Consider the following 20,978-nt stretch of genomic DNA (forward strand, 5'->3'; position numbering starts at 1 on the left):
CCGCACGCCGGCCGGACCCAGGAGCACCGTGGCCACGCACGCCGAACTGACCGAACTCTTCGGAACCGAAGGGATCGTGACCGTCCCGCGGGCCGAGGCGGCTGCCAACGGCGTGCCCGAGGCGGACGCCCGGGTGCTCGCCGAGGTCGGGCTGCCGGCCGAGCTCAGCGTCGTCTTCAGCCTGGCCGCCCCGGGAGGGCCCGAGGCGTTCACCCTCGTGCCGGTGGACACCGGCGACAGCGTCGTCAAGGTGCTGTGCCTCGGCGGCCCCACCGGCAACCGCGAGATGCGCTACTGCCTCGACCTCGAGGACGGCTACGTCATCCTGCTCACCCTCGGGGACCAGCCGGGCGCCGAGATCGTCAACACCACGCTGGACGACTTCGTCGAGTTCCTGTACCGGTTCGGGCTGCGCTTCGGGCACGTCGGCGCGGTCGGCGACCGGCAGGCCGACGAGTACACCGAGCAGCTCCGCGCGTACCTCGAAGCCCGCGACCCGCAGGCGTTCGCCGAGGAGGACTGCTGGTGGAGCATGGTCTTCGACCGTCTGCTGGGCAAGGAGTTCTGACCGGGACGCTCCCGCCGCCGGGGGCGCCCGGCGGGGCGCGGTAAGCGGCGCTTAGGCTGGGGGCCGAACGAAACCGGTCCAAAGCGGACCGGGCCACACCGGGTCGGGTCGGGCTGCCGCGCGTGCGGCGGGCCGGGCGGCATGGACGAAAGCGGGGCCGCCCGATGGGCGACGGCATGGCGGGGATGCACCACCACGGAGGGGGACCACTTCCCCCCTTCTCCTTCTCCCGTGCGCTGGAGTGGTCGCCGGACTGGCCCTACCTGGTGTTCTGCCTGCTGGCCCTCGGCCTGTACCTGGCGGGGGCGGTCCGGTTGTGGCGGCGCGGCGACAAGTGGCCGGTCGGCCGGGTGGTCGCCTGGACGGCCGGGGTCGGCACGGTGCTGCTGGTCACCAACACCGGGCTGAACGACTACGGCATGGTGCTGTTCAGCGCGCACATGATGCAGCACATGGTGCTGTCCATGCTGTCGCCGATCCTGCTGCTGCTCGGCGCCCCGATCACGCTGTCGCTGCGCGCCCTGCGCCCGGCCCGCAAGGGCAGCGGCAAGGGGCCGCGCGAGCTGCTGGTGGCCCTGCTGCACTCGACCTACGTGCGGATCGTCTCGCACCCGGCGTTCACCATCCCGGCGTTCATCGCCAGCCTGTACGTGCTGTACTTCACGCCGCTGTTCGACTTCCTGATGCAGTACCGGATCGGGCACCTGGCGATGATGCTGCACTTCCTGGCCGTCGGCCTGCTGTTCTTCTGGCCGATCATGGGCGTCGACCCGGGCCCGCACCGCCCCGGCTTCGTGATGCGGATCATCGAGCTGTTCATGGGGATGCCGTTCCACGCGTTCTTCGGCGTCGCGGTGATGATGGCCTCCGGGCAGCTGGTGTCCACCTTCACCTCCGAGATGGCGCCGCTGGGCACCAACCTGCACGACGACCAGCAGTTGGCGGGCGGCATCACCTGGGCGTTCGGCGAGATCCCGACCGCGATCGTGCTGATCGCGCTGACCCTGCAGTGGGCCAAGTCCGAGGAGCGGCAGGCCCGCCGCCGGGACCGGGCCGCCGACCGGGACGGCGACGCCGAGCTGGAGGCGTACAACCGGTACCTGGCCTCGCTGGAGCGGGGCGCCAACCGCGCCGCCGGCTGAGCCCCTCGCGGCGGCAGCGCACCGCACCGCCCGGAACGGGACTTCCCGTTCCGGGCGGTTCGCGTTTGCGGGGGCCGTCAGCCGATGCCCTGGCGGTCGGGGGTCAGCGCGAACAGGCGGTTGTCCTCGTCGCGGACGGCGGCGGCGACGGCCCGTTCCAGGAGCGCGCGTTGGAGCAGCAGCGGGGCGCGGCGGGGTTCGGGGGTGATCCGCAGCAGGTCGTCGAGGGCGGCGGTGAGGCGGCGGGTGACCTGGGGCTGGCCGGCGCCGCAGATCCGGATCTCGGTGAACGCCAGGTCGACGGTGGCCTCCCAGCCCGGCACCGGCTGGACCAGCCGCACCGCGCCGTCCTTGTCGCGGTGGCGCAGCTCGCCGAGGTGGACGGGGGCGAGGACGGCCAGCAGCTGGTGGATCCGGTCGACGGCCTGGACGGCGGTGGTGGGGTCGTTGACGGCCGGGGAGAGCGCCCGGATGGCGATGTCGACGAGCTGGCGGAAGCCGAAGCTGAGGTCCTGGTGCATGGTGCGGTCGACGCCGACGTTCAGCGCGGTGGTGATCCGGCGCGGCCGGGGCGGGGTGCCGCCGACCACGACCACGGTGGGGGTGCCGGGGGCGATGAAGTCGCCGATCCGGGGCACCTGGTGCAGCACCGTGCCGTGCCGCCGGGCGACCCGGATCAGCCACCGGATGTTGACGTCCCGCAGGACGCCGCCGCGGCCCTCGTGCAGCAGGGTCGGGCCCTGCGGCGGCGTGCCGGGCGCAGGGCCGACCTCGGGGGCCAGCCAGCGGTAGTCCTGCAGCACCTGGAGGGACTCCCGGGTGACCCGGTCGATCACGTGCGGCACCCGCAGCAGGCGCAGCGTCGCCTGCACGTACAGCACGAACAGCGCCAGGCTGAGCATCACCATGGCGAGCGCGACGACCGTGGAGACGATCGGGACGGAGACGGCGCGGGACGGGTCGGCGGTGTCGTCGTAGCCGAGCTGGACGAGCAGGGTGTAGACGAAGGTGGCCAGGCAGGTGGCGAAGGTCGCCTTGATCAGGCGGCTGCGCACGTACAGGCGCAGCACCCGGGGGCTGAACTGGCTGGCGGCCATCTGCAGCGAGACCAGCGAGATCGAGAACACCACGCCGATGAAGGTCAGCATCGCCGAGCTGACGGTGGAGACCACGCTCTTGGCGGCCGAGCTGAACGACAGCAGGGTGTCGGCGGTCTGGGCGGCGGACGCCTCGGCGAAGATCTCCCGGTCCAGCAGGTCGGTGAGCCCGGCCAGCAGCACCGCGCCGAGGCAGGTCAGCAGCGGGGCGAACCAGAACGCCTCGCGCAGGTGCTCCCGCAGGGGCGACAGCGCCCGGTACCGCGGCCGGCGCTTCGGGCTGTGCTGCTCGCTCATCGGGCCAGGCTAGCCGGGCGGGGCGGGGGTGGCCGGGAAGGACGCGGCGGCGGTGACCTGGACGGACGCGGGGTGTGGGCGGCGTGTGGGAGGGGTGCGGGGCGCGGGCGGCGTGCGGGGCGCGGGAGGGGTGTGGTGATCCGCGGCGGGGTAGGTCGGACGGGAGTGGGCGGCGGTGGGCCGCCCGGGCGGAGGGAGCGGGCGTGGACGCCGAACTGCGGAAGGCCGTCACCGGGCTGGAGGAGTCGCGGGCCAGGCTCCGGGAGGAGTCGCTCGCGCCGTTGCGGGCCCGCCGGGAGGACGTTCCGGCGGCGGACGAGCACCTGTTGCTGGGGGCGATCGCCGCGGTGGTGGAGTCCGTGCAGGAGCTGACCGGGGCCGCCGGCGAGCGCCGTACCACCCCCGACACCGGGCTGGCCCTGACCAACGCCTCCCGCCGGCTGGCCGACACCGCCGGCCTGCTGCGCGAGGCCGAGCTCCGGGCGCGGCAGAACGCCTGACCCGGGGTCGGCGGGCGGTCGGGCGACGGGCGGTCGGGCGCCGGGCCGGGTCGCTGCTTCCCGCTGCGGCCGCGACTGCTACGTTTAGCGCTAAACACGGCTCGGGAGCGGCAGGAGGCAACCCATGGCCGAACCGGCGGACGGCGCAGCGGGCGGCGGCCCGGACGGCGGCGCGGGCGGGCCCGGGCCCGGGGAGCGGTCGGCGGCGGCGATCGCGGCGGCGTGGCAGCGCGAGCGGCCGGGCACGCCGACCGACTCGATCGAGATCGTCACCCCGATCTGGCGGCTGGCCAAGCTCTTCGCGGACGACCGCAACCGGGTGCTGCGGGCGGCCGGGATCGACGCCGCCACCCTCGACCTGCTGGCGGTGCTGCGCCGCTCCGGCGCGCCGTACGCGCTGACGACCCGTGAGCTGACCCGGCGCACCCTGGTCACCGCGGGGGCGATCTCGCAGCGGGTGGCCCGGGCCGAGCGCGAGGGGCTGGTGCGCCGCTCCCCCGACCCGGCCGGCGCCCGGGCGGTGCTGGTCGCGCTCACCCCGGAGGGGCACGCCCTGGTCGAGCGGTCGGTGGACGCCGTGCTGGGCCGGGAGGCCGAGTTGGTCACCGGCCTGTCCCCCGCCGAGCGCGACCACCTCGCCACCCTGCTCGACCGGCTGCTCACCGACCTGCACGGGCGGATCGGCCCCGCTGACTAGTGCCGCGCAGGCCCCGGTCCCACCGGCTGGACCCCGATCCTCGTCCGACCGTCCGGGTCCCCTCGGTTCCCAGGGGGCGGCCGGCCCGTTCTCAGCTGCCGGTCAGATTCTCACTCGTTTCTCATCCACCGCGCCTAGCCTCCCCGCATGAACGTCTCCCTGCTCGACGGCTGGTTCCCCTGGACGGTCCAGGCCGCCGCCCTCGCCCTGTTCCTGACCGCGGTGGGCCTGCGGGACCGGGTCTGGCGGCGCAAGTGGGGTCCGATCGCGCTCGGCACGGCGCTGGCGGTCACCGCGGCCGGCGCCGTCGCCGTGCTCTCGCTGTCCGGGATCACCGACCCGGTCCCGTTCGGGGTGTGGCTGTGGGGCGGGGTGGCGGTCGGGGCGTTCTCGGTGCTCGGCTTCGGCTGGCGCAGCGCCCGGTGGTGGCGGCGGGTGCTGGTGCTGCCGGTCGCGCTGCTGGCGCTGTTCTGCGCCGCGAACAGCGTGAACATGGCCACCGGTTACTACCCGACGGTCGACGACGCGATCGGCGAGCTCAGTGGCCGGCCGCTGCCGGACCAGATCACCGTGGCGGACCTCGCCAAGATCCACGGCAGGACCCGGACCGGGCGCATCGTCCAGGTCGACATCCCGGACACCGCGAGCGGCTTCGCCCACCGCCAGGAGCTGGTCTACCTGCCGCCCGCCTGGTTCCGCAGCCAGGCCCGGCCCAAGCTGCCGGTGCTGGAGATGATCGGCGGCGAGTTCGCCGCGCCCGACAACTGGATCCGCTCCGGCAACGCCGTGAAGACCGCCGACGCCTTCGCCGCTCAGCACAACGGCTTCGCCCCGATCCTGGTCTTCGTGGACGCCACCGGCGGCTTCCGGGTGGACACCGAATGCGTGGACGGCCCGCACGGGAACGCGGAGAGCCACCTGCTCAAGGACGTCCCGCCGTACATCGAGAAGACCTTCAACGCGTCCGCCGACCCGCACAAGTGGGGCGTGGCCGGCTGGTCCATGGGCGGCACCTGCGCCGTCGACCTGGTCGTCGAACACCCCACCCGCTTCACCCACTTCGGCGACTTCTCCGGCGACAAGGGCCCGTACATCGGCGACAAGGACCACACCATCCAGGAGCTGTACGGCGGCAACGCGGCCGCCTGGGCCGCCCACGACCCGCTGACCGTGCTCGGCGCCCACCACGGCAAGTACCAGGGCGTCTCCGGCTACTTCGGCCAGGGCGACGAGGAGCACGGCCAGATCGAGTCCGCCAAGCTGCTGAAGACCGCCGCCGAGAAGGACGGCATCCGCACCACCGACACGGTCGGCTCCGGCAAGCACACCTGGCAGACCGGCGCCACCACCTTCACCCAGGCCCTCCCCTGGCTCGCCGCCCAACTCGGCGTCCCGGGCACCCGCGCCTGACCGGCCGCCGACCGGCGGGAAGCGCGCGGCCGTCGCCCGGCCGTTGCCGCCCCGTCCCTGTGACGCCCCCTTCCCGTCACCTCGACTGACGCTCCGTCAGGCATTGAAGCCAACGGTGGTGATGCGCACGGAAGTTCGAGCATGACCAAGACTGGAAGGAAACTTTACTTTCTACTACTCTCGCTGACGGCGGCTCGGCGCGGCGCCCGCACCGGATGGGGCGTGACGCGCTCAGTGAGAGCTCTGGTCCGGCCGCTGCGGTGGTGTGCGGTCACTGCTTCTCCGGTGCGGCCCGTCCGTGGTGTGCGCCGGTGTCCAGCTCTCCCCCTCTTCCAGGTCAGGGAGTTCAGATGCACCAGGGAATCACGGCCGGGCGGGCCCGGATCGGTGTGTACGCCGCCGTGCTCGCGTTGTTGGGCGGGTTGTTGCTCGGCTGGTCCGGGCGGGCGGGGGCGGCGGCCGATCCGCTGCTCTCCAAGGGGCGGGCGGCCACCGCGTCCTCCACCGAGGGGTCCTCGTACGCCGCGGCGAAGGCGTTCGACGGCAGCGGCAGCACCCGGTGGGCCAGTGCGGAGGGCAAGGACCCGCAGTGGTTGCAGGTCGACCTCGGCGCGAGTGCCGACGTCTCGCGGATCAAGCTGAGTTGGGAGGCCGCCTACGCCAGGGCCTACCGGCTGGAGGTCTCCGCGGACGGCGCCGCCTGGAGTCCCGTCGCCACCGAGAAGGCCGGCGACGGCGGCACCGACGAGTTCACCGGCCTGTCCGGCAAGGGCCGCTACGTCCGGATGTACGGCACCGCCCGCGGCACCTCGTACGGGTACTCGCTGTACGAGATGGAGGTCTACGGGGCGTTCGACGGCTCCACGCCGAGCCCCTCCCCGAGCCCCTCGCCCAGCGGCGGCACGCCGGGCACCGGCGCGTTCACCGTGGTCGCGGCCGGCGACATCGCCGACCGGTGCACCGCCGCCGACAGCGGCTGCGCCCATCCGAAGACCGCCGCGCTCGCCCAGCGGATCGACCCGGCGTTCTACCTCACCATGGGCGACAGCCAGTACGACGACGCCCGGCTGTCGGACTTCAAGAACTACTACGACAAGACCTGGGGCGCCTTCAAGGCCAAGACCCACCCCGTCCCCGGCAACCACGAGACCTACGACCCGGCCGGCCCGCTGTCCGGCTACAAGTCCTACTTCGGCGCGATCGCCTACCCGCAGGGCAAGAGCTACTACAGCTACGACCGGGGGAACTGGCACTTCGTCGCGCTGGACTCCAACTCCTTCGACCAGAGCGCCCAGATCGACTGGCTGAAGGCCGACCTCGCCGCCAACGCGAAGAAGTGCGTCGCCGCCTACTGGCACCACCCGCTCTACTCCTCCGGCGGCCACGGCAACGACCCGGTCTCCAAGCCGGTCTGGAAGATCCTCTACGCCGCCGGGGCCGACCTGGTCCTCAACGGCCACGACCACCACTACGAGCGCTTCGCCCCGCAGGACCCGGACGGGAAGGCCACCGCCGACGGCATGGTCGAGATCGTCGGCGGCACGGGCGGCGCCGAGCCCTACCCGATCGAGCAGGTCCAGCCCAACAGCCAGAAGCGGATCAGCGGCGACTACGGCGTCCTGAAGCTCGACTTCACCGACACCGGCTACAGCTGGACCTACGTCGGCACCGACGGCCAGGTCAAGGACACCAGCCCGACCTACAGCTGCCACTGATGATGTACCTGGCCACCACCGGCCGCCGACCGGACGCGCCGTCCCGCCCCCGCACCGGGGCGGGGCGGCGGGTCCCCGGCACCGTCCTCGCGCTCGGGGCGGTCAGCCTGGTCACCGACGTCTCCTCGGAGATGGTCACCGCCGTGCTGCCGCTCTACCTGGTGCTCGGCCTCGGCCTGTCACCCCTCCAGTTCGGCTTCCTCGACGGCCTGTTCAACGGCGCCACCGCACTGGTCCGGCTGCTCGGCGGACGGCTCGCCGACCGCGGCGGCGGCCGGCACAAGGCCGTCGCCGGGGCCGGCTACCTGCTCTCCGCGCTCTCCCGGCTCGGCCTGCTGCTGGCCGGCGGCGCCGCCACCGGCATCGCCGCCGCGCTCGCCGCCGACCGGCTCGGCAAGGGCGTGCGCACCGCGCCCCGGGACGCGCTGATCTCGCTCAGCACGCCGCCCGCCGACCTCGGCCGCGCCTTCGGCGTGCACCGCGCCATGGACACCACCGGCGCCCTGCTCGGCCCGCTGGCCGCCTTCGCCGTGCTCTGGGCCGCCGCCGACGCGTACGACGCCGTCTTCGCGGTCTCCTTCGCCACCGGGCTGCTCGGCGTGCTGGTGCTGGTGCTGTTCGTCCGCGACGGCTCCGGTGGCGGTACCCCGGCCGGGCCCGCAGCCCGGGCCGACCGGCCGACGGTCCGTCAACTGCTGCGCGAGCCCGCGCTGCGGCGGATCACCGGCGCCGCCATGCTGCTCGGCGCCGCCACCGTCGGCGACTCCTTCCTCTACCTGCTGCTGCAGCGCGTCCTCGGCCTGCCGCCCGAGGTCTTCCCGCTGCTGCCGCTCGGCTCCGCCGCCTGCTACCTGCTGCTGGCCGTCCCCGCCGGACGGCTCGCCGACCGCACCGGGCGGCGCGCGCCGTTCCTCGCCGGGCACCTCGCCCTGCTGGCCGGCTACCTGCTGCTGCTCGTCCCGGCCGGCTGGGCCACCCTCGCCCTGGTGCTCGTCCTGCTCGGCGTCTTCTACGCCGCCACCGACGGCGTCCTGATGGCACTGGCCGGACCCGTCCTGCCCGCCGCCGGCCGGGCCGGCGCACTCGCCGTCGTCCAGACCGGCCAGGCCCTGGCCCGGCTGGTCGGCGCCGCCGGCTTCGGCGCGGCCTGGACCTGGTGGGGCACCCGCCCCGCCCTGGCCGCCGCCGCCCTCACCCTGGCCGCCGCCCTGCTCGCGGCCCGCCGCGTCCTGCCCGAAGGGAAGGTTTCATGACCACGGTCGACAGGCCCGGAGCGAAGGCTGAGGACCGGGTGGCGGAGGACGGGGTGGCGGAGGACGAGGCGGCGGGGTGGCGGTTCCCGGTGTGGCGGTCGGTGGTGCTGGGGGTCGCCCTGCTCGCGCTGCTCGGCGGTTCGCTCGGGTACGTGCTGCACGCCCGCGAGCGCGGCGGGGCGCGCCGGGACGTGGCGGCCGATGCCTCGTTCGCCCTCGACCGGCCCGGGCTCTACTACCGGGACGCCGCCAGCGGGCGGGTGGCCCGGGAGGGCGGGCCGGTCGGCGGGCCGTCCTGCGAGCGCTTCTACGCCGGGGGCGAGCGCGCGCTGTGCCTGCGGGCGCTGCCCGGCACCCCGGTCCGCACCGAAGCCGTCGTCTACGACCGGGAGTTCACCCGGCTGCAGAGCGTCGTCGTGCCCGGCGTCCCGAACCGGGCCCGGGTCTCCGCCTCCGGCAACCTGCTCTCCTGGACGGCCTTCGCCGTCGGCGACTCCTACGCCGTCAGCGGCTTCTCCACCCGCACCTCCGTCCTGGACCTGCGCTCCGGCTACCTGATCAAGTCGATCGAGGACATCCCGCTGACCGTGGACGGCGTCCGCTACCACGCCGCGGACGTCAACTACTGGGGCGTCGGTTTCGCCGCCGACGACAACCGGTTCTACGCCACGGTCTCCACCCGCGGCCGCACCCACCTGGTCGAGGGCGACCTCGCGGGCTGGTCCGCCCGCACCCTGCGGGAGAACGTCGAGTGCCCGTCGCTCTCCCCGGACGGCACCCGGCTCGCCTTCAAGAAGAAGGTCTCCGACGACCCGGCCGCCCCGTGGCGGCTGTACGTCCTCGACCTCGCCGACCTGCGCGAGCACCCGCTCGCCGAGACCCGCAGCGTCGACGACCAGGCCGCCTGGCTGGACGGCGACACCCTCGGCTACGCCCTCCCCGCGGGCAACGGCCGCGGCAGCGACCTCTGGACCGTCCCCGCCGACGGCACCGGCTCCCCCGCCCTGCGCGTCCCCGGCGCCTCCTCGCCGGTCGCCGTACGGACCTAGCCCTGGGCCTGGCTCGCGGTGACCGGGAGCAGGGTGCCGCCGGTGAGGCGCAGGAGTTCGTCGGCGGTGGTCGGGAAGACCGTGTGCGGGGTGCCGGCGGCGGCCCAGACGCGGGGGTAGTCGGTGAGGGCGAGGTCGACGACGGTCGGCAGCGGGCGCGGGTGGCCGGTGGGGGCGACGCCGCCGATGGCCTGGCCGGTGGCCTCGCGGACCTGCTCGGGGGTGGCCCGGCGGAGCGGGCCGCGGCCCCAGCGGGCGGCGAGGGCGGCGGTGTCGACCCGGTGGCGGCCGCTGGTGAGGACCAGAACGGGCTCGCCGTCGGAGAGGAACACCAGGCTGTTGGCGATCGCGCCGACCTCGCAGCCGAGCGCGGCGGCGGCCTCGGCGGCGGTGCGGGCGGAGTCGGCGAGCAGGTGGACCTCCCCCGGGATCCCGGCGGCGGCGAGGGCGGCCGCGACCTGGGCGCTGCGGGGCGGGAGGGCGGGGGGCGCTGCTGGTTCCACGGGGGCTCCTCGGGGCGTTCGCGTTTCCTGGTCGGGCGGGCAGGCGCGGGCGTTCCATATACGGAACGTTCCGCGTGTGGAACGATAGACCGCGTGCGAGCAACGGATCAACCGATTTCGGCGAGCGCCGGGCTCTCCGCGGGGATAGGGCTGCGGCTGCGCGAGCTGCGCGCGGCCCGCGGGCTCTCCCTCTCCGAGCTGGCCCGCCGCTCGGGCGTCGGCAAGGCCACCCTCTCGGGGCTGGAGGCGGGCACCCGCAACCCGACCCTGGAGACGCTGTACGCGCTGACCACCGCGCTCGGCCTGCCGCTGAGCGCCGCGTTGCCCGCGCCCGAGCCGCCCGCCGGGGAGGCGGCCGAGGAGGCGGCGGTGTCGGGGCGGGTGCTGGACGCCGTGCTGCTGGAGCGGTTCGAGGACGCGGCGGCGGTGTCGGAGACGTACCGGATCCGGATCCGGCCGGGCGGGGTGCAGCGTTCCGCGGCGCACCCGCCGGGCACCGTGGAGCACCTGGTGGTCCTGGCGGGCACCGCGCTGGTGGGCGCCGGGGCGGAACTGGTCGAGGTCGGTCCGGGCGGGCACCACACCTGGGCGGCGGACGTCCCGCACCGGTACCGGGCGGCGGCCCGGCAGGAGGTGGCGGCGGTGCTGGTGGTGCGTCACCCGCACCGGTGGCCGCACGAGAGTTGATCATGGTCGGGGCGGCGTGCCATCCTCGGCGGTCGAGGTCGGGGCCGACCGGGGCCGACGGGCGCCGACAGGAACGGGGGAACGGGTGGCGGGCTGGGAGCCGCGGACGGTGGTCCGCGAGGGTGTGGAGCTGCACTGCCGGGACTGGGCGGGCGGGCCGGGGGCGCGGCCGGTGCTGCTGCTGCACGGGCTGGCGGGGCACGCGGGCGAGTGGGACGCGCTGGCCGGGGCGCTGGCGCCCCGGCACCGGGTGGTGGCGTTCGACCAGCGCGGGCACGGGCGTTCCACCCGCCGCCCGGCGGACGTCGGCCGGGCCGCGTACGTCGCCGACGCGCTCGCCGTCGCGGACCGGCTCGGGCTGGAGCGGCCGCTGCTGGTCGGGCAGTCGCTCGGCGGGCACACCGCGCTGCTGGCCGCCGCCGCGCACCCGGGCCGGTTCGGCGGCCTGGTGCTGGTGGAGGCCGCCGCCGGGCGGAACGCGGACGTGCCCGAGCAGATCGACGGGATGCTGCGCGGCTGGCCGCTGCCCTTCCCGGACCGGGCCGCGGCGGTCGCCTTCTTCGGCGGCGGGCCGGTCGGCGAGGCCTGGGCGGACGGCCTGGAGCGGCGCCCGGACGGCTGGTGGCCGCGCTTCGACCCCGAGGTGCTGGTCGACTCGCTGGCCGGGATCGCCGCCCGCGACCACTGGGCCGACTGGGCCGCGCTGACCTGCCCGACCCTGCTGGTGCTCGGCCAGGGCGGCATCATCCCGCCCGCCGAGGCGGACCGGATGCTGGCCCTGCGGCCGGAGGTCCGCGCGGTCAGCGTGCGGGGCGCGGGCCATGACGTGCACCTGGAGCAGTCGGCCGAACTGCTGCGCCTGGTGGGCGAGTTCCTGCGCGAGCCGCACTCCCCCTGATTCCACTCTGCGGCAAACCGGCGCGCAGAACAAGACTGCAATTTTCCCGGACGAACCCGGACACTCTTCTCCGGGGCGGCAGCCGCTGCCGCACCCGAACGGGAGGAAGCGATGACGGACGTCCGGGATCCGTACGGGACGCTGCGCCGGGCACTGTGGATCGGCGGCGCGCAGTGGGCGGGCAAGAGCACGGTGGCGCAACTGGTGGCCGAGGCGCACGGGCTGACGGTGTACCACTACGACTGGCACGACGCCCGCGGGCACCAGGACCGCCGGGTCGCCCGGCGGGTCGCGGCGGGGGTGGCGGTGGCGGATCCGGCGCCCGACCTGGTCTGGTCGGCGCGCGAGCCGGAGGAGATGGCGGCCGAGGTGCTGGCCGGGTTCCCGGACCGGTTCGGGTGGGTGCGGGACGACCTGGGCGGGCTGTTCTCGGTCCGGCCGGTGCTGGCCGAGGGGTGGGGGCTGCGGCCGGAGCTGGTCGCGCCGCTGCTCGACACGCCCCGGCGGATGGTCGTCCTGGTCCCCACCGAGGAGTTCCGGCAGCACCAGCTCCGCACCCTGCCGCGGGCCGGGGCGATCGGCGCCCGGGTGTCGGACCCGGGCCGCGCGCAGGCCAACCGGGTGGCCCGGGACCGGCTGGTGGCCGAGGACGCCGTGCGCGGCGCCCGCCGGCTGGGCGTCCGGGTCATCGAGGTGGACGGCACCCGCGACGCCCCGGCGGTGGCCGCGCTGGTGGCCGAGCAGTTCGCCCCGTGGCTGGCCGCCTGAGCGGGCCGCGCGGGGGCGGACGGCACAGCGGGGCGGGCCGCCGGGAGATGCCCCTCCTGGCGGCCAGCCCCGGGCCTGCGGGGTGACGGTGCGTCAGCGAACGGCGCGCCCGTCAGTGACGGCTCGTCAGCGCACGGCGTACGCGTCGGTGACGGTCTGGGTCACGGTGGCGCCGTCGGCCGCGGTCAGGGTGGTGCGCAGGGTGACGGTCTTCCCGGTGGCGCCGGTGTGGTCGAGGGTGGCGGTGCGGTCGGGGCCGACGGGGGCGTCGGTCCAGGTGGTGCCGCCGTCGTAGGAGTAGGAGAGCCGGGCGCCGGTCAGCGGGGCGGGGGTGTAGCCGTGCTGGCCGGTGGCGGTGAGGGTGATCCGGACCGGGGCGGCGGGGGCGGTGTTGTCGCCGTCCAGGTCGAGCCGGTAGTCGGGGAGGAGCAGCGGCAGGGACTGCGAGTAGGCGGCGGGGTCGCCGGCCGAGCGGAAGCCGAACTCGGTGCGGACGGCGGTGGAGCGCTGCCACAGGTCGCGGTGGTAGAACCGCTGCTGTTCGAGGACCAGGGTGTAGTCGCGGGCTTCGGCCGGGATCTCCCAGACGTTGGAGGGGCCGAACCAGGAGCGGCCGAGCGATTGGCCGCCGCTGAACAGTTCGACGGCGGCGCCGTCGCCGAAGTAGGCCATCGAGCCGGTGTGGTCGGTGTTTCCGTCGCCCCACAGCGAGCGGCTGAAGTCGACGCCGATCAGGTCGGCCTGGCGTTCGCCGATCAGCAGCGGGGAGCCGTCGGTGTCGCGTCCGGCGGTGGGGCGCAGCACGCCGCGGTACCACTGTTCGGTGCGCTGCTGTCCGGCCTGGTAGCGGCGCGGCAGGTCCTGCATGAACTCGTTGAACGGCCAGCTGCTCTGGGCGTCGTGCAGCCAGGTGGTGTCGTCGGCGGTGTAGCGGGCGGTGCGGACGGACGGGGCGGCGACCAGGCCCTGGGCGACGGCCTGGGCCGCGTACGGGTTCCAGGGGCGTTCGACGCTGGTGTAGTCGGTCATCCGGACGGGGGTGCCGAGGGCGTGCCAGTCCTCGGTGACGGTGGCGAGGTCGCGGTCGCGGACGGTGTGGTCCTGCCGGCCCGCGATGGAGCCGGTGTCGTGGAAGGCCAGGTTGTAGACGTCGGGGCTGTCGGGGGTGGAGGTCCAGGTGAGGGTGGTGGTGCCGGTGCCGAGGGCGGTCTTGAGGGCGGCGGCCTGGTCGGCGGTGATCGGCAGGACGGGGACGTCGAGGCTGATGTCGTTCTTGGCGAAGACGCCGGGGGTCGGGCGGTAGGTCAGGACGCCGACCGCGCCGGCCTTCTTCGCGTCGGCGGAGACGGTGCGCTGGGAGGTGCCGTCGTCGGGGACGAGGGCGAGCCGGCCCTTGAGGTCGGCGCCGGCCAGGTCGGCGGGGGCGGCGACGGCGGTCAGGGCGGCGCTGCCGGTGGCGGGCAGGTGGGCCTCGTCGGCGTACTGGGCGTAGTGCGGCTCCAGGGTGAGTCCGGCGCCGCGCAGCACCACCTCGGGGGCGGCCAGGCGCAGGTAGCTGCCGAACTCGAAGCCGCCGGTGCGGGCCTTGCCGGAGCCCCAGGCGGAGAGTTCGACGGGCAGCAGGCCGGTGCGCACGCCGGTGGAGTCGACCCACTTGTCGCCCCACCAGCGGCCGAGTTCGAGCACCGCGTTGCGGACCCGGGTGTCCCGGTCGGCCTTGACCTCGATCTTGTCAGCCTTGCGGGCGTCGAGGGTGAGGACGGTGTCCTCGTCCAGCCGGAGTTCGGGCATGGCGAGCGCGGTGACGCCCTTGGGCGAGGCTTCGCCGGTGGTGTCGCGCCGGTCGGGGGTGACCACGTAGCCGCTGAGCGAGTAGCTGCCGGGGCGCAGCCGGTAGACGATCTCGCCGTTGGCGTCGGGGGCCCGGCGGGTGCCGGTGGCCTGGCCGAGGTCGACCATGGTGATGCTGCTGCCGGCGTCGGGGGCGGCGGGCTTGCCGTCGCGGTCGATCAGTTTGACCCGGACGGCGAAGGTGTCGGGTTCGACGTAGGCGTTGAACGGGGTGGAGACGGTGCTGCCGTCCGCGGCGGTGGCCAGCACCCGGCCGGTGAGGTCGCCGTACTGGCCGCCGGCCAGCTTGGCGGTCGGGTCGAGGGTCAGCGGCACCTCGACGGTGGCGCCGGCGGGGACGGTGACCCGGTCGGTGCCGAGCTTGACGGCCTTGGCCCTGACCGGGGAGTCGTCGTCGCCGTCGGTGCGCTGGACGGCGAGCTTGAGCGTGACGGGCCGGTCGCCGGTGTTGGTGTACGGGAGTTGGACGGTGCGGGTGTCGGACTTCTGCTGGGGGTGGGCGAAGTCGCCGAAGCCGACGGCGGGGGCGCCGAGCACGCGCTGGGTGGTGGCGGCGTCGGCGCGCAGCCGGCCCGCGCCGACCTGCTGGACGTCGCCGGGGACGGTGGCGAGCGCGGCGGAGACCAGGGCGGCCTTGATCCGGGCGGCGTCCCAGTCGGGGTGGCGCTGCTTGACCAGGGCGGCGGTGCCGGCGACCAGCGGGGTGGCCATCGAGGTGCCGGACATCGCGGTGTAGGCGTACACGCCGCGGCCGCCGGCGGCGGCGCCCCTGACGTCGACGCCGGGGGCGGCGATCTCGGGCTTGAGGGTGTGGGTGCCGGTGACCGAGCCGTGGCTGGAGAAGTTCGCGGTGGCATCCTTGCCGTCGACGGCGCCGACGGTGAGCACGGCGGGCGCGCAGCCCGGGGAGCTGACGGACTGGTAGCTGCCGAGGTTCCCGGCGGCGACCACGAACAGCGCCCTGGACTGCTGGGCGATCTTCTGGGCGGCCACCGACATCGGGTCGGTGCAGTCGCTGGGCTCCTGGCTGCCCAGCGACATCGAGACGACGTCGGCGCCGGAGTCGGCGGCCCACTGCATGCCGGCGATGATCTGCGAGTCGGTGCCGGAGCCGCCGTCGTCGAGGACCTTGCCGACCAGCAGCCGGGCCCGGTCGGCGACGCCGCGCTCCTTGCCGCCGGAGGCGGCGCCGGTGCCGGCGATCTCGGAGGCGACGAAGGTGCCGTGGCCGACGGCGTCGTGCACGTCCTCGTCGGGCGTCTCGGCGGTGAAGTTGCGGCGGGCGTCGACCTGTCCGGCCAGGTCGGGGTGCTGGTCGTCGATGCCGGTGTCCAGGACGGCGACCTTGACGCCGTCGCCGCCGAGGCCGGCCGCCCAGGCGGCGGGGGCGCCGATCTGCCGGGTCTCGGCGTCGTTCGCGGTCTTGACCTTGCGGTCCAGCCAGAGCTTGGCCAGGCCGTCGCGGCCCTTGCCGTCCGGGCCGACGAGCTGGTCCCAGGTGCGGGCGGCGGTGTCCTTGGCGGGGGCGAAGGCGACGCCGTCGACGGCCTTGAGCTGCTTGGTCCCGGCGGCGCGGGCGCGCAGTTGCGGGCTGGCGTCGGCGGCCCGGGCGTCCCGGTAGACGGCGATCAGCGGGAGGGTCCCGGTGCCCTGGTCGTCGTAGCCCTGGCGCAGCAGCGAGCTGACGTTGAACAGGGAGCGGTCGACGGTGCCGGCGGCGAGGGCGGCGGAGGCGCGCTGCGGGAGGACGTACTGGTCGCCGTTCTCCTGCTGGGTGAAGGTGAGCGGGAGGTTGCCGTGCTCGTCGGGCAGGACGGTGACGCTGGTGCGGCCGTCGGCGGTGGTGGCGACCTGCACCCGGTCGCCGGTGACCAGGGTGACGGTGCGCGGGGCGGTGGGCTGACGGCCGGTCAGGGTGCTCGCGGGGGCTGCCGGTCCGGCGGGGGCGGCGGCCGGGGTGGCCGGGGCGGCCGGGGTGGCCGCGTACGCCTGGCCGGTGGTGCTGAGCGCGCCGGTGGCGAGGATGCCCGCCACCGTCAGTGCCATCGCGCCGCGTATGCGCGCAGGCAGTGTCATGAACGCCTCCAGGAGTCGGTTTATGGCCGGTGAGCCTGGCAGAAAACCCGGCTGACCGGTCATGATGTGCGCTGGCGGATCACCGCCCGGCGGCAACCCGCCACCGGGTGCGTCCGGTGCGAACCGACGGTGCGGGACGGGCCCCTGACGGGGGTTCGGGCCCGGTCGGCGGGGCACCGCGGGCACCGGGAGGGGCGGTGGGAGGCGCGGCCGGACAGGGGTGGTTCTCGGTACGGCGAACGGAGTGCGGGTGCTGGCGGCGATAGGTCTGGACGAGCACGCCGAGCGGGTCTACACCCACCTGGTGGCCCACGGCCCGGCGACCCGGGCCGAACTGGCCGCCCGCTGCGGCCCGCTGCCCACCGGCGCGCTCGAACTCCTCCAGGCCAGCGGCCTGGTCGCCCCCGACGCCGACCGGCGCTTCACCGCCGCTCCCCCGGCCGTCGCCCTGGAGGCGCTGCTCACCGGGCAGCGGCACGCCCTCCAGGAGGCCGAGTTGACCGCCTCCCAGCTCACCGAGGCGTACCGCAGCGCGGCCGCCGGGAACGACCGGGCCCATCGGGACCTGATCGAGGTGGTGGCCGGGCGGGCCGCGATCAGCCACCGGGTCACCCAGCTCCAGGCGGGCGCGGAGCGCGAACTGCTGGCCCTGGTGACCGGGCGCCACCAGGTGGTGGCCGCCGACGAGACCGGCGCGGAGACTGCGGCGGTGGCCCGCGGCGTCACCTACCGGGTGGTGCTGGAGCGCCGCTCGCTGGACGAACCCGGCGCGGCCCGGCCGCTGTTCGAGGCACTGGACCGGCAGCAGCAGGTCCGGGTGGTGGAGAACGTGCCGACCAAGCTGATCGTCGCGGACCGCTCGATGGCCCTCGTCCCGCTCACCGCCTCCACCACCGACCCGGTGGCGCTGGTGATCCGGGCCCCCGCCCTGGTCACCGTCCTCACCGTGCTGTTCGAACAGACCTGGGAGTGGGCGCACCCGCTCGGCCGCACCGGCCCCGACCTGGCCGTCGGCCCCGTCCCGGCCGGGGAGCCCGACGAGACCGACCGGCGCATCCTCGCCCTGCTGCTCTCCGGCGCCACCGACCCGGCCGTCGCCAAGCAGCTCAGCCTCGGACTGCGCACCGTGCAGCGCCGGATCAGCCGGCTGATGTCACTGGCCCGCGCCGACACCCGGATCCAACTCGGCTGGCAGGCGCACCGGCGGGGCTGGGCGGACTGAACGGGCGGACGGGCGGACGGACGAGCGGACGGGGTTGCGGACACGGTTCGGGGGCGGGCCCCGGTTCAGGGACGGGTGAGCAGCAGGGTGGCCTGCGGGAAGCGCTCGCCGGGGCCGGGGGCGCGCCGGGTGCGGGCGGTCTCGGTGAAGCCGGCCGCGCGGAACAGCCCGGCCAGGGTGTCCACCGGCCAGCGGTGGGCGGTGGACACCTTGTGGTCGAACGGGACGGGCAGGTCGCGGTCGCCGAGCTCCGGGTCGGCGGCGAAGAACCCGGTCAGCAGCAGCCCGCCCGGGGCCAGCACCCGGCGCAACTCGGCCAGCACGGACGGGAGTTCGGCGGGCGGGAGGTGAATCAGCGAGTAGCGGGCGAGCACCGCGCCGAGGCTGCCGTCGGCGAGCGGGAGCGCGCGCAGCGAGCCGCGCAGGAACGGCCGGCCGGGGTGCGCCAGCCGGGCCTGCGCCAGCATCCCGGCCGACAGGTCCAGCCCGAACGCGCGCACGCCCAGGCCGGCCAGCAGCTCCGTCGCCTCCCCCGGCCCGCAGCCGAGGTCGCCCACCGGCAGCCCGCGCCCGGCCACCGCGGGCGCCTCTACCAGCCGCCGGATCTGCGCCAACTCGACTTCCTGAGTGGCGAGTTCGCCCCGGAACAGGTTGGCGTACAGCTCCGCCACCCCGTCGTACGCCAGTCCGACCCCGTGGTCCGTCCCCATCCCGCGCCTCCCGCTGTCCGTTGCCTGCTGCCTGCTGTCCGTCGCCCGCTGCCCGGTCCCGTCCGGCGGCCGGTGTCGTCCGGCGCCGGGGAAGCGCTCAGCCTAGCCGGGGCCGGGGTTCCGGGCGGGGCGGTGGACCGGGGCGGTAAATGCGTTGCGGGCGGGCCGGGTGGGGTGCCTAGACTCCGGGCATGGCCGTCGTTGCGAACTCTCGCCGATTTACCGGCCCCCCGGCTCCCGATGGGTGCCGCAGGGGGCGGGTTCCGTCGCGCCGGTAGCGAGGCTCCGGCGGAGCGGGTCGGCCCCCGGTGGCGGGTCGTGCCCAGGGGCCGGGGGGTGTGGTGTTCCCCCCTCGTTGCCCTCTTCCGACCAGGCCCGGAGGCCGCCATGTCCACCACCCCTGACCGCACTGCCGCTCCCGACCGCACCGCCACCCGCGGTTCCGTCCGCCACCTGTCCGCGGAGCAGCTCGCCCGCGACCTCGCCGTCCGCGACCTGACCGACCCGGCCGCCGGGCCGCACGCCCTGCAACTGCTGGTCGACCGCGCGGCGCGGGCGCTGGCCGGGCGCTGGGGGTGCGAGGTGCTGGTGCACCGGGGCGAGCGGGCGGTGACCGTCGCCGACAACTACGACCACCTCAACTACCGTGCCGACGACATCACCCGGGACGCCCGCTACACCCGGTACGTCGACGACCGGCGGATGCTGCGCAGCCACTCCAGCGCGCTGGTCCCGGGCGCGCTGCGGGCGCTCGCCGCGCGGGCCGCGGCCGGTGCCGCGCCGGAGTCGGTGCTGCTGGTCTGCCCCGGCCTGGTCTACCGGCGCGACAGCATCGACCGGCTGCACAGCGGCACCCCGCACCAGCTGGACCTGTGGTACCTGACCCGCCGTCCGCTCCCGGCCGGGCCGGACGACCTGACCGGGATGATCGCCGCGCTGGCCGGGGCGCTGCTGCCGGGGGCGGCGTACCGCACCGAGGAGCGGGTCCACCCGTACACCCTGGCGGGGCGTCAACTGGACGTCGCGGCGGGCGGGAACGGCGAGGGGGACGCCGGCGGGAACGGCGACGGGAACGGCGGTGGGAACGGCGGCGCGGACGAGGAGGAGTGGGTGGAGGTCGCCGAGTGCGGGCTGGCCCACCCGCGGGTGCTGGCCGGGGCCGGGCTGGGGCCGGAGTGGAGCGGGCTGGCCCTCGGCCTGGGCCTGGACCGGGTGCTGATGCTGCGCAAGGGCATTCCCGACATCCGCCTGCTGCGCTCCGCCGACCCGGCCGTCGCCGCCCAGCTCACCGACCTCGCCCCGTACCGGCCGGTCTCCGCGCTGCCCGCGGTCCGCCGCGACCTGTCCGTCGCGGTGGACGGCGCCGACCTCGCCGAGGACCTCGGCGACCGCGTCCGGGACGCGCTCGGCGCGGACGCCGACCGGGTGGAGACGGTCGAGGTCCTCGCCGCCACCCCCTGCCGCGACCTGCCCCCGCAGGCCCTGGCCCGCCTCGGCGCCCACCCCGACCAGCACAACCTGCTGCTCAAGGTCGTCCTGCGCGACCTGCACCGCACCCTCACCGACGCCGAGGCCAACGCCCTGCGCGACCGCGTCTACTCGGCCCTGCACCAGGGCACCGCGCACCAGTGGGCGACGGCTCCGACGGCTCCGACGGCTCCGACGACTCCGACGGCTCCGACGACGACAGCAGCGACGGCAAGGGCCGCCGGTCAGCCGCGGTAGGGCGGGGTGAGGCCCCAGTCCCAGCGGGGGACGGGGGCTTCGAGGACGGGCGGCGGGGTGGGGCCGGAGTAGAGGACGGCCATCCGGGTGCCCCACTCGAGGTAGTAGGCGAGGACGGCGCGGAACTCGGGGTCGGCCGGGAGGCCGACCTCGTCCGCGGTGTCCGTCAGGAGGGCGACCCAGCGGCGACGGCGGGCCTCGTCGATGCCGCGGCGGAGGTGGTGGGTCGCCATCCCGCGGTGGCCGCCGTACCGGGTGCTGTAGGTGCGGGGGCCGCCGAAGACCTCGCCGAGCCAGGCGGCGACGTGGCGGGCGTGGTCGGGGTGCTTGTCGGCGAAGAGCGGGGCGAGCAGCGGGTCGGCGTCGACGTGCTCGTAGAAGCGGGTGAACCAGCGTTCCAGGGCTTCGGCGCCGCCGGCCCAGTCGTACAGGGTGGGGTGGGCGCCGCCCCGGCCGGCCACCGCGGTCGGTTCGTAGTGGCGCATCTCCTGGATGTCCGCGACGTACGGCTTGATCTCGGCGAAGAACGCGGCGAAGTGCTCGCCCTTGCGGAAGCCCTCGAGGTGCTCCTCGGTGGAGGTCCAGCGGATCCGCAGGACGTAGTGGTCCGGGGCTTCGGTGCACCGGCTCAGTTCGAAGTCCAGGCACTGCTCGGCTCGGGCCAGCGGCTCGGCGGCGCGGGCGTAGGCTGCTTCGAACGCGGCGGCGCGCGCCCCGTCGATCCGGTAGCGGATGTATTCGACCGTCATGATCGGAACCCAACCGCAGGGCGCGTCCCGGGACAAGAACGCACTTCACGGTAAGTAGCCG

General features: G+C 75.3%; 18 protein-coding genes. 13 read left to right on the forward strand and 5 right to left on the reverse strand.

Annotated elements, in window-relative coordinates; translation table 11 throughout:
- Positions 1 to 28: 28 nt before the first annotated feature.
- Positions 29 to 568: an SUKH-4 family immunity protein gene (locus OU787_RS01480; RefSeq protein ID WP_030460792.1), complete on the forward strand. Its 540-nt coding sequence runs from the start codon at positions 29 to 31 to the stop codon at positions 566 to 568.
- 185 nt (positions 569 to 753) lie between these two features.
- The gene (locus tag OU787_RS01485) at positions 754 to 1,710 is read left to right on the forward strand and encodes a cytochrome c oxidase assembly protein (RefSeq protein ID WP_030460793.1); all 957 of its coding nucleotides are present in this window, start codon (positions 754 to 756) and stop codon (positions 1,708 to 1,710) included.
- Positions 1,711 to 1,787: 77 nt separating this feature from the next.
- Here OU787_RS01485 and OU787_RS01490 read toward each other — a convergent pair whose 3' ends face one another.
- Positions 1,788 to 3,104 carry a DUF2254 domain-containing protein gene (locus tag OU787_RS01490; protein WP_030460794.1) on the reverse strand — a complete coding sequence of 439 codons (1,317 nt, stop codon included), beginning with the start codon at positions 3,102 to 3,104 and terminating at the stop codon, positions 1,788 to 1,790.
- A gap of 203 nt (positions 3,105 to 3,307) precedes the next feature.
- Between OU787_RS01490 and OU787_RS01495 the strand changes: the two genes are divergently transcribed.
- The 6 genes from OU787_RS01495 to OU787_RS01520 all read left to right on the forward strand — a co-directional run bounded on the left by OU787_RS01495 (position 3,308) and on the right by OU787_RS01520 (position 9,728).
- Complete coding sequence (locus OU787_RS01495; protein WP_030460795.1) at positions 3,308 to 3,604, forward strand: hypothetical protein; 297 nt, start codon at positions 3,308 to 3,310, stop codon at positions 3,602 to 3,604.
- 124 nt (positions 3,605 to 3,728) lie between these two features.
- Positions 3,729 to 4,301, forward strand: a complete 573-nt coding sequence (locus tag OU787_RS01500; protein WP_268658239.1) for a MarR family winged helix-turn-helix transcriptional regulator — start codon at positions 3,729 to 3,731, stop codon at positions 4,299 to 4,301.
- Between the two features lie 147 nt (positions 4,302 to 4,448).
- Complete coding sequence (locus tag OU787_RS01505) at positions 4,449 to 5,711, forward strand: alpha/beta hydrolase (RefSeq protein ID WP_030460797.1); 1,263 nt, start codon at positions 4,449 to 4,451, stop codon at positions 5,709 to 5,711.
- A 350-nt stretch (positions 5,712 to 6,061) separates the two neighbouring features.
- A complete protein-coding gene (locus OU787_RS01510) occupies positions 6,062 to 7,426 on the forward strand; it encodes a discoidin domain-containing protein (protein WP_051817058.1) in 1,365 nt (454 codons plus the stop codon).
- A gap of 2 nt (positions 7,427 to 7,428) precedes the next feature.
- Entirely contained in the window at positions 7,429 to 8,679 is a 1,251-nt protein-coding gene (locus OU787_RS01515) for an MFS transporter (RefSeq protein ID WP_268661782.1), read from the forward strand.
- Entirely contained in the window at positions 8,676 to 9,728 is a 1,053-nt protein-coding gene (locus OU787_RS01520) for a TolB family protein (RefSeq protein WP_268658240.1), read from the forward strand. Before OU787_RS01515 ends, OU787_RS01520 begins: the two co-directional genes overlap by 4 nt.
- On the opposite strand, the gene OU787_RS01525 is transcribed toward OU787_RS01520, so the two are convergent.
- A complete protein-coding gene (locus OU787_RS01525; RefSeq protein ID WP_030460801.1) occupies positions 9,725 to 10,231 on the reverse strand; it encodes a YbaK/EbsC family protein in 507 nt (168 codons plus the stop codon). The two genes, OU787_RS01520 and OU787_RS01525, sit on opposite strands and share 4 nt — an antisense overlap.
- 93 nt (positions 10,232 to 10,324) lie before the next feature.
- Between OU787_RS01525 and OU787_RS01530 the strand changes: the two genes are divergently transcribed.
- The 3 genes from OU787_RS01530 to OU787_RS01540 all read left to right on the forward strand — a co-directional run bounded on the left by OU787_RS01530 (position 10,325) and on the right by OU787_RS01540 (position 12,584).
- Positions 10,325 to 10,918, forward strand: coding sequence for a helix-turn-helix domain-containing protein (locus OU787_RS01530; protein WP_232795005.1), 594 nt, complete (start codon positions 10,325 to 10,327; stop codon positions 10,916 to 10,918).
- Between the two features lie 85 nt (positions 10,919 to 11,003).
- Positions 11,004 to 11,816 carry an alpha/beta fold hydrolase gene (locus OU787_RS01535; RefSeq protein ID WP_268658241.1) on the forward strand — a complete coding sequence of 271 codons (813 nt, stop codon included), beginning with the start codon at positions 11,004 to 11,006 and terminating at the stop codon, positions 11,814 to 11,816.
- Positions 11,817 to 11,927: 111 nt separating this feature from the next.
- Positions 11,928 to 12,584 carry a hypothetical protein gene (locus OU787_RS01540; protein ID WP_268658242.1) on the forward strand — a complete coding sequence of 219 codons (657 nt, stop codon included), beginning with the start codon at positions 11,928 to 11,930 and terminating at the stop codon, positions 12,582 to 12,584.
- A gap of 126 nt (positions 12,585 to 12,710) precedes the next feature.
- Here the strand turns inward: OU787_RS01540 and OU787_RS01545 are convergent, their stop codons facing one another.
- Positions 12,711 to 16,511 carry a S8 family serine peptidase gene (locus tag OU787_RS01545; RefSeq protein ID WP_268658243.1) on the reverse strand — a complete coding sequence of 1,267 codons (3,801 nt, stop codon included), beginning with the start codon at positions 16,509 to 16,511 and terminating at the stop codon, positions 12,711 to 12,713.
- Positions 16,512 to 16,761: 250 nt separating this feature from the next.
- Between OU787_RS01545 and OU787_RS01550 the strand changes: the two genes are divergently transcribed.
- On the forward strand, positions 16,762 to 17,733 hold the full coding sequence (locus tag OU787_RS01550) for a helix-turn-helix transcriptional regulator (RefSeq protein WP_268658244.1): 972 nt from the start codon (positions 16,762 to 16,764) through the stop codon (positions 17,731 to 17,733).
- A 65-nt stretch (positions 17,734 to 17,798) separates the two neighbouring features.
- Here the strand turns inward: OU787_RS01550 and OU787_RS01555 are convergent, their stop codons facing one another.
- Positions 17,799 to 18,443 (reverse strand): class I SAM-dependent methyltransferase, encoded by a 645-nt coding sequence (locus OU787_RS01555; RefSeq protein WP_268658245.1) that lies wholly within the window; start codon positions 18,441 to 18,443, stop codon positions 17,799 to 17,801.
- 387 nt (positions 18,444 to 18,830) lie between these two features.
- Between OU787_RS01555 and OU787_RS01560 the strand changes: the two genes are divergently transcribed.
- Positions 18,831 to 20,168, forward strand: a complete 1,338-nt coding sequence (locus tag OU787_RS01560) for a tRNA ligase subunit PheS family protein (protein ID WP_268658246.1) — start codon at positions 18,831 to 18,833, stop codon at positions 20,166 to 20,168.
- Here the strand turns inward: OU787_RS01560 and OU787_RS01565 are convergent.
- Positions 20,156 to 20,917 carry a group II truncated hemoglobin gene (locus tag OU787_RS01565; RefSeq protein ID WP_268658247.1) on the reverse strand — a complete coding sequence of 254 codons (762 nt, stop codon included), beginning with the start codon at positions 20,915 to 20,917 and terminating at the stop codon, positions 20,156 to 20,158. The genes OU787_RS01560 and OU787_RS01565 overlap by 13 nt on opposite strands.
- Positions 20,918 to 20,978 lie beyond the last annotated feature (61 nt).

Source organism: Kitasatospora sp. YST-16 (assembly GCF_026802215.1).
Lineage (GTDB): Bacteria > Actinomycetota > Actinomycetes > Streptomycetales > Streptomycetaceae > Kitasatospora > Kitasatospora cineracea.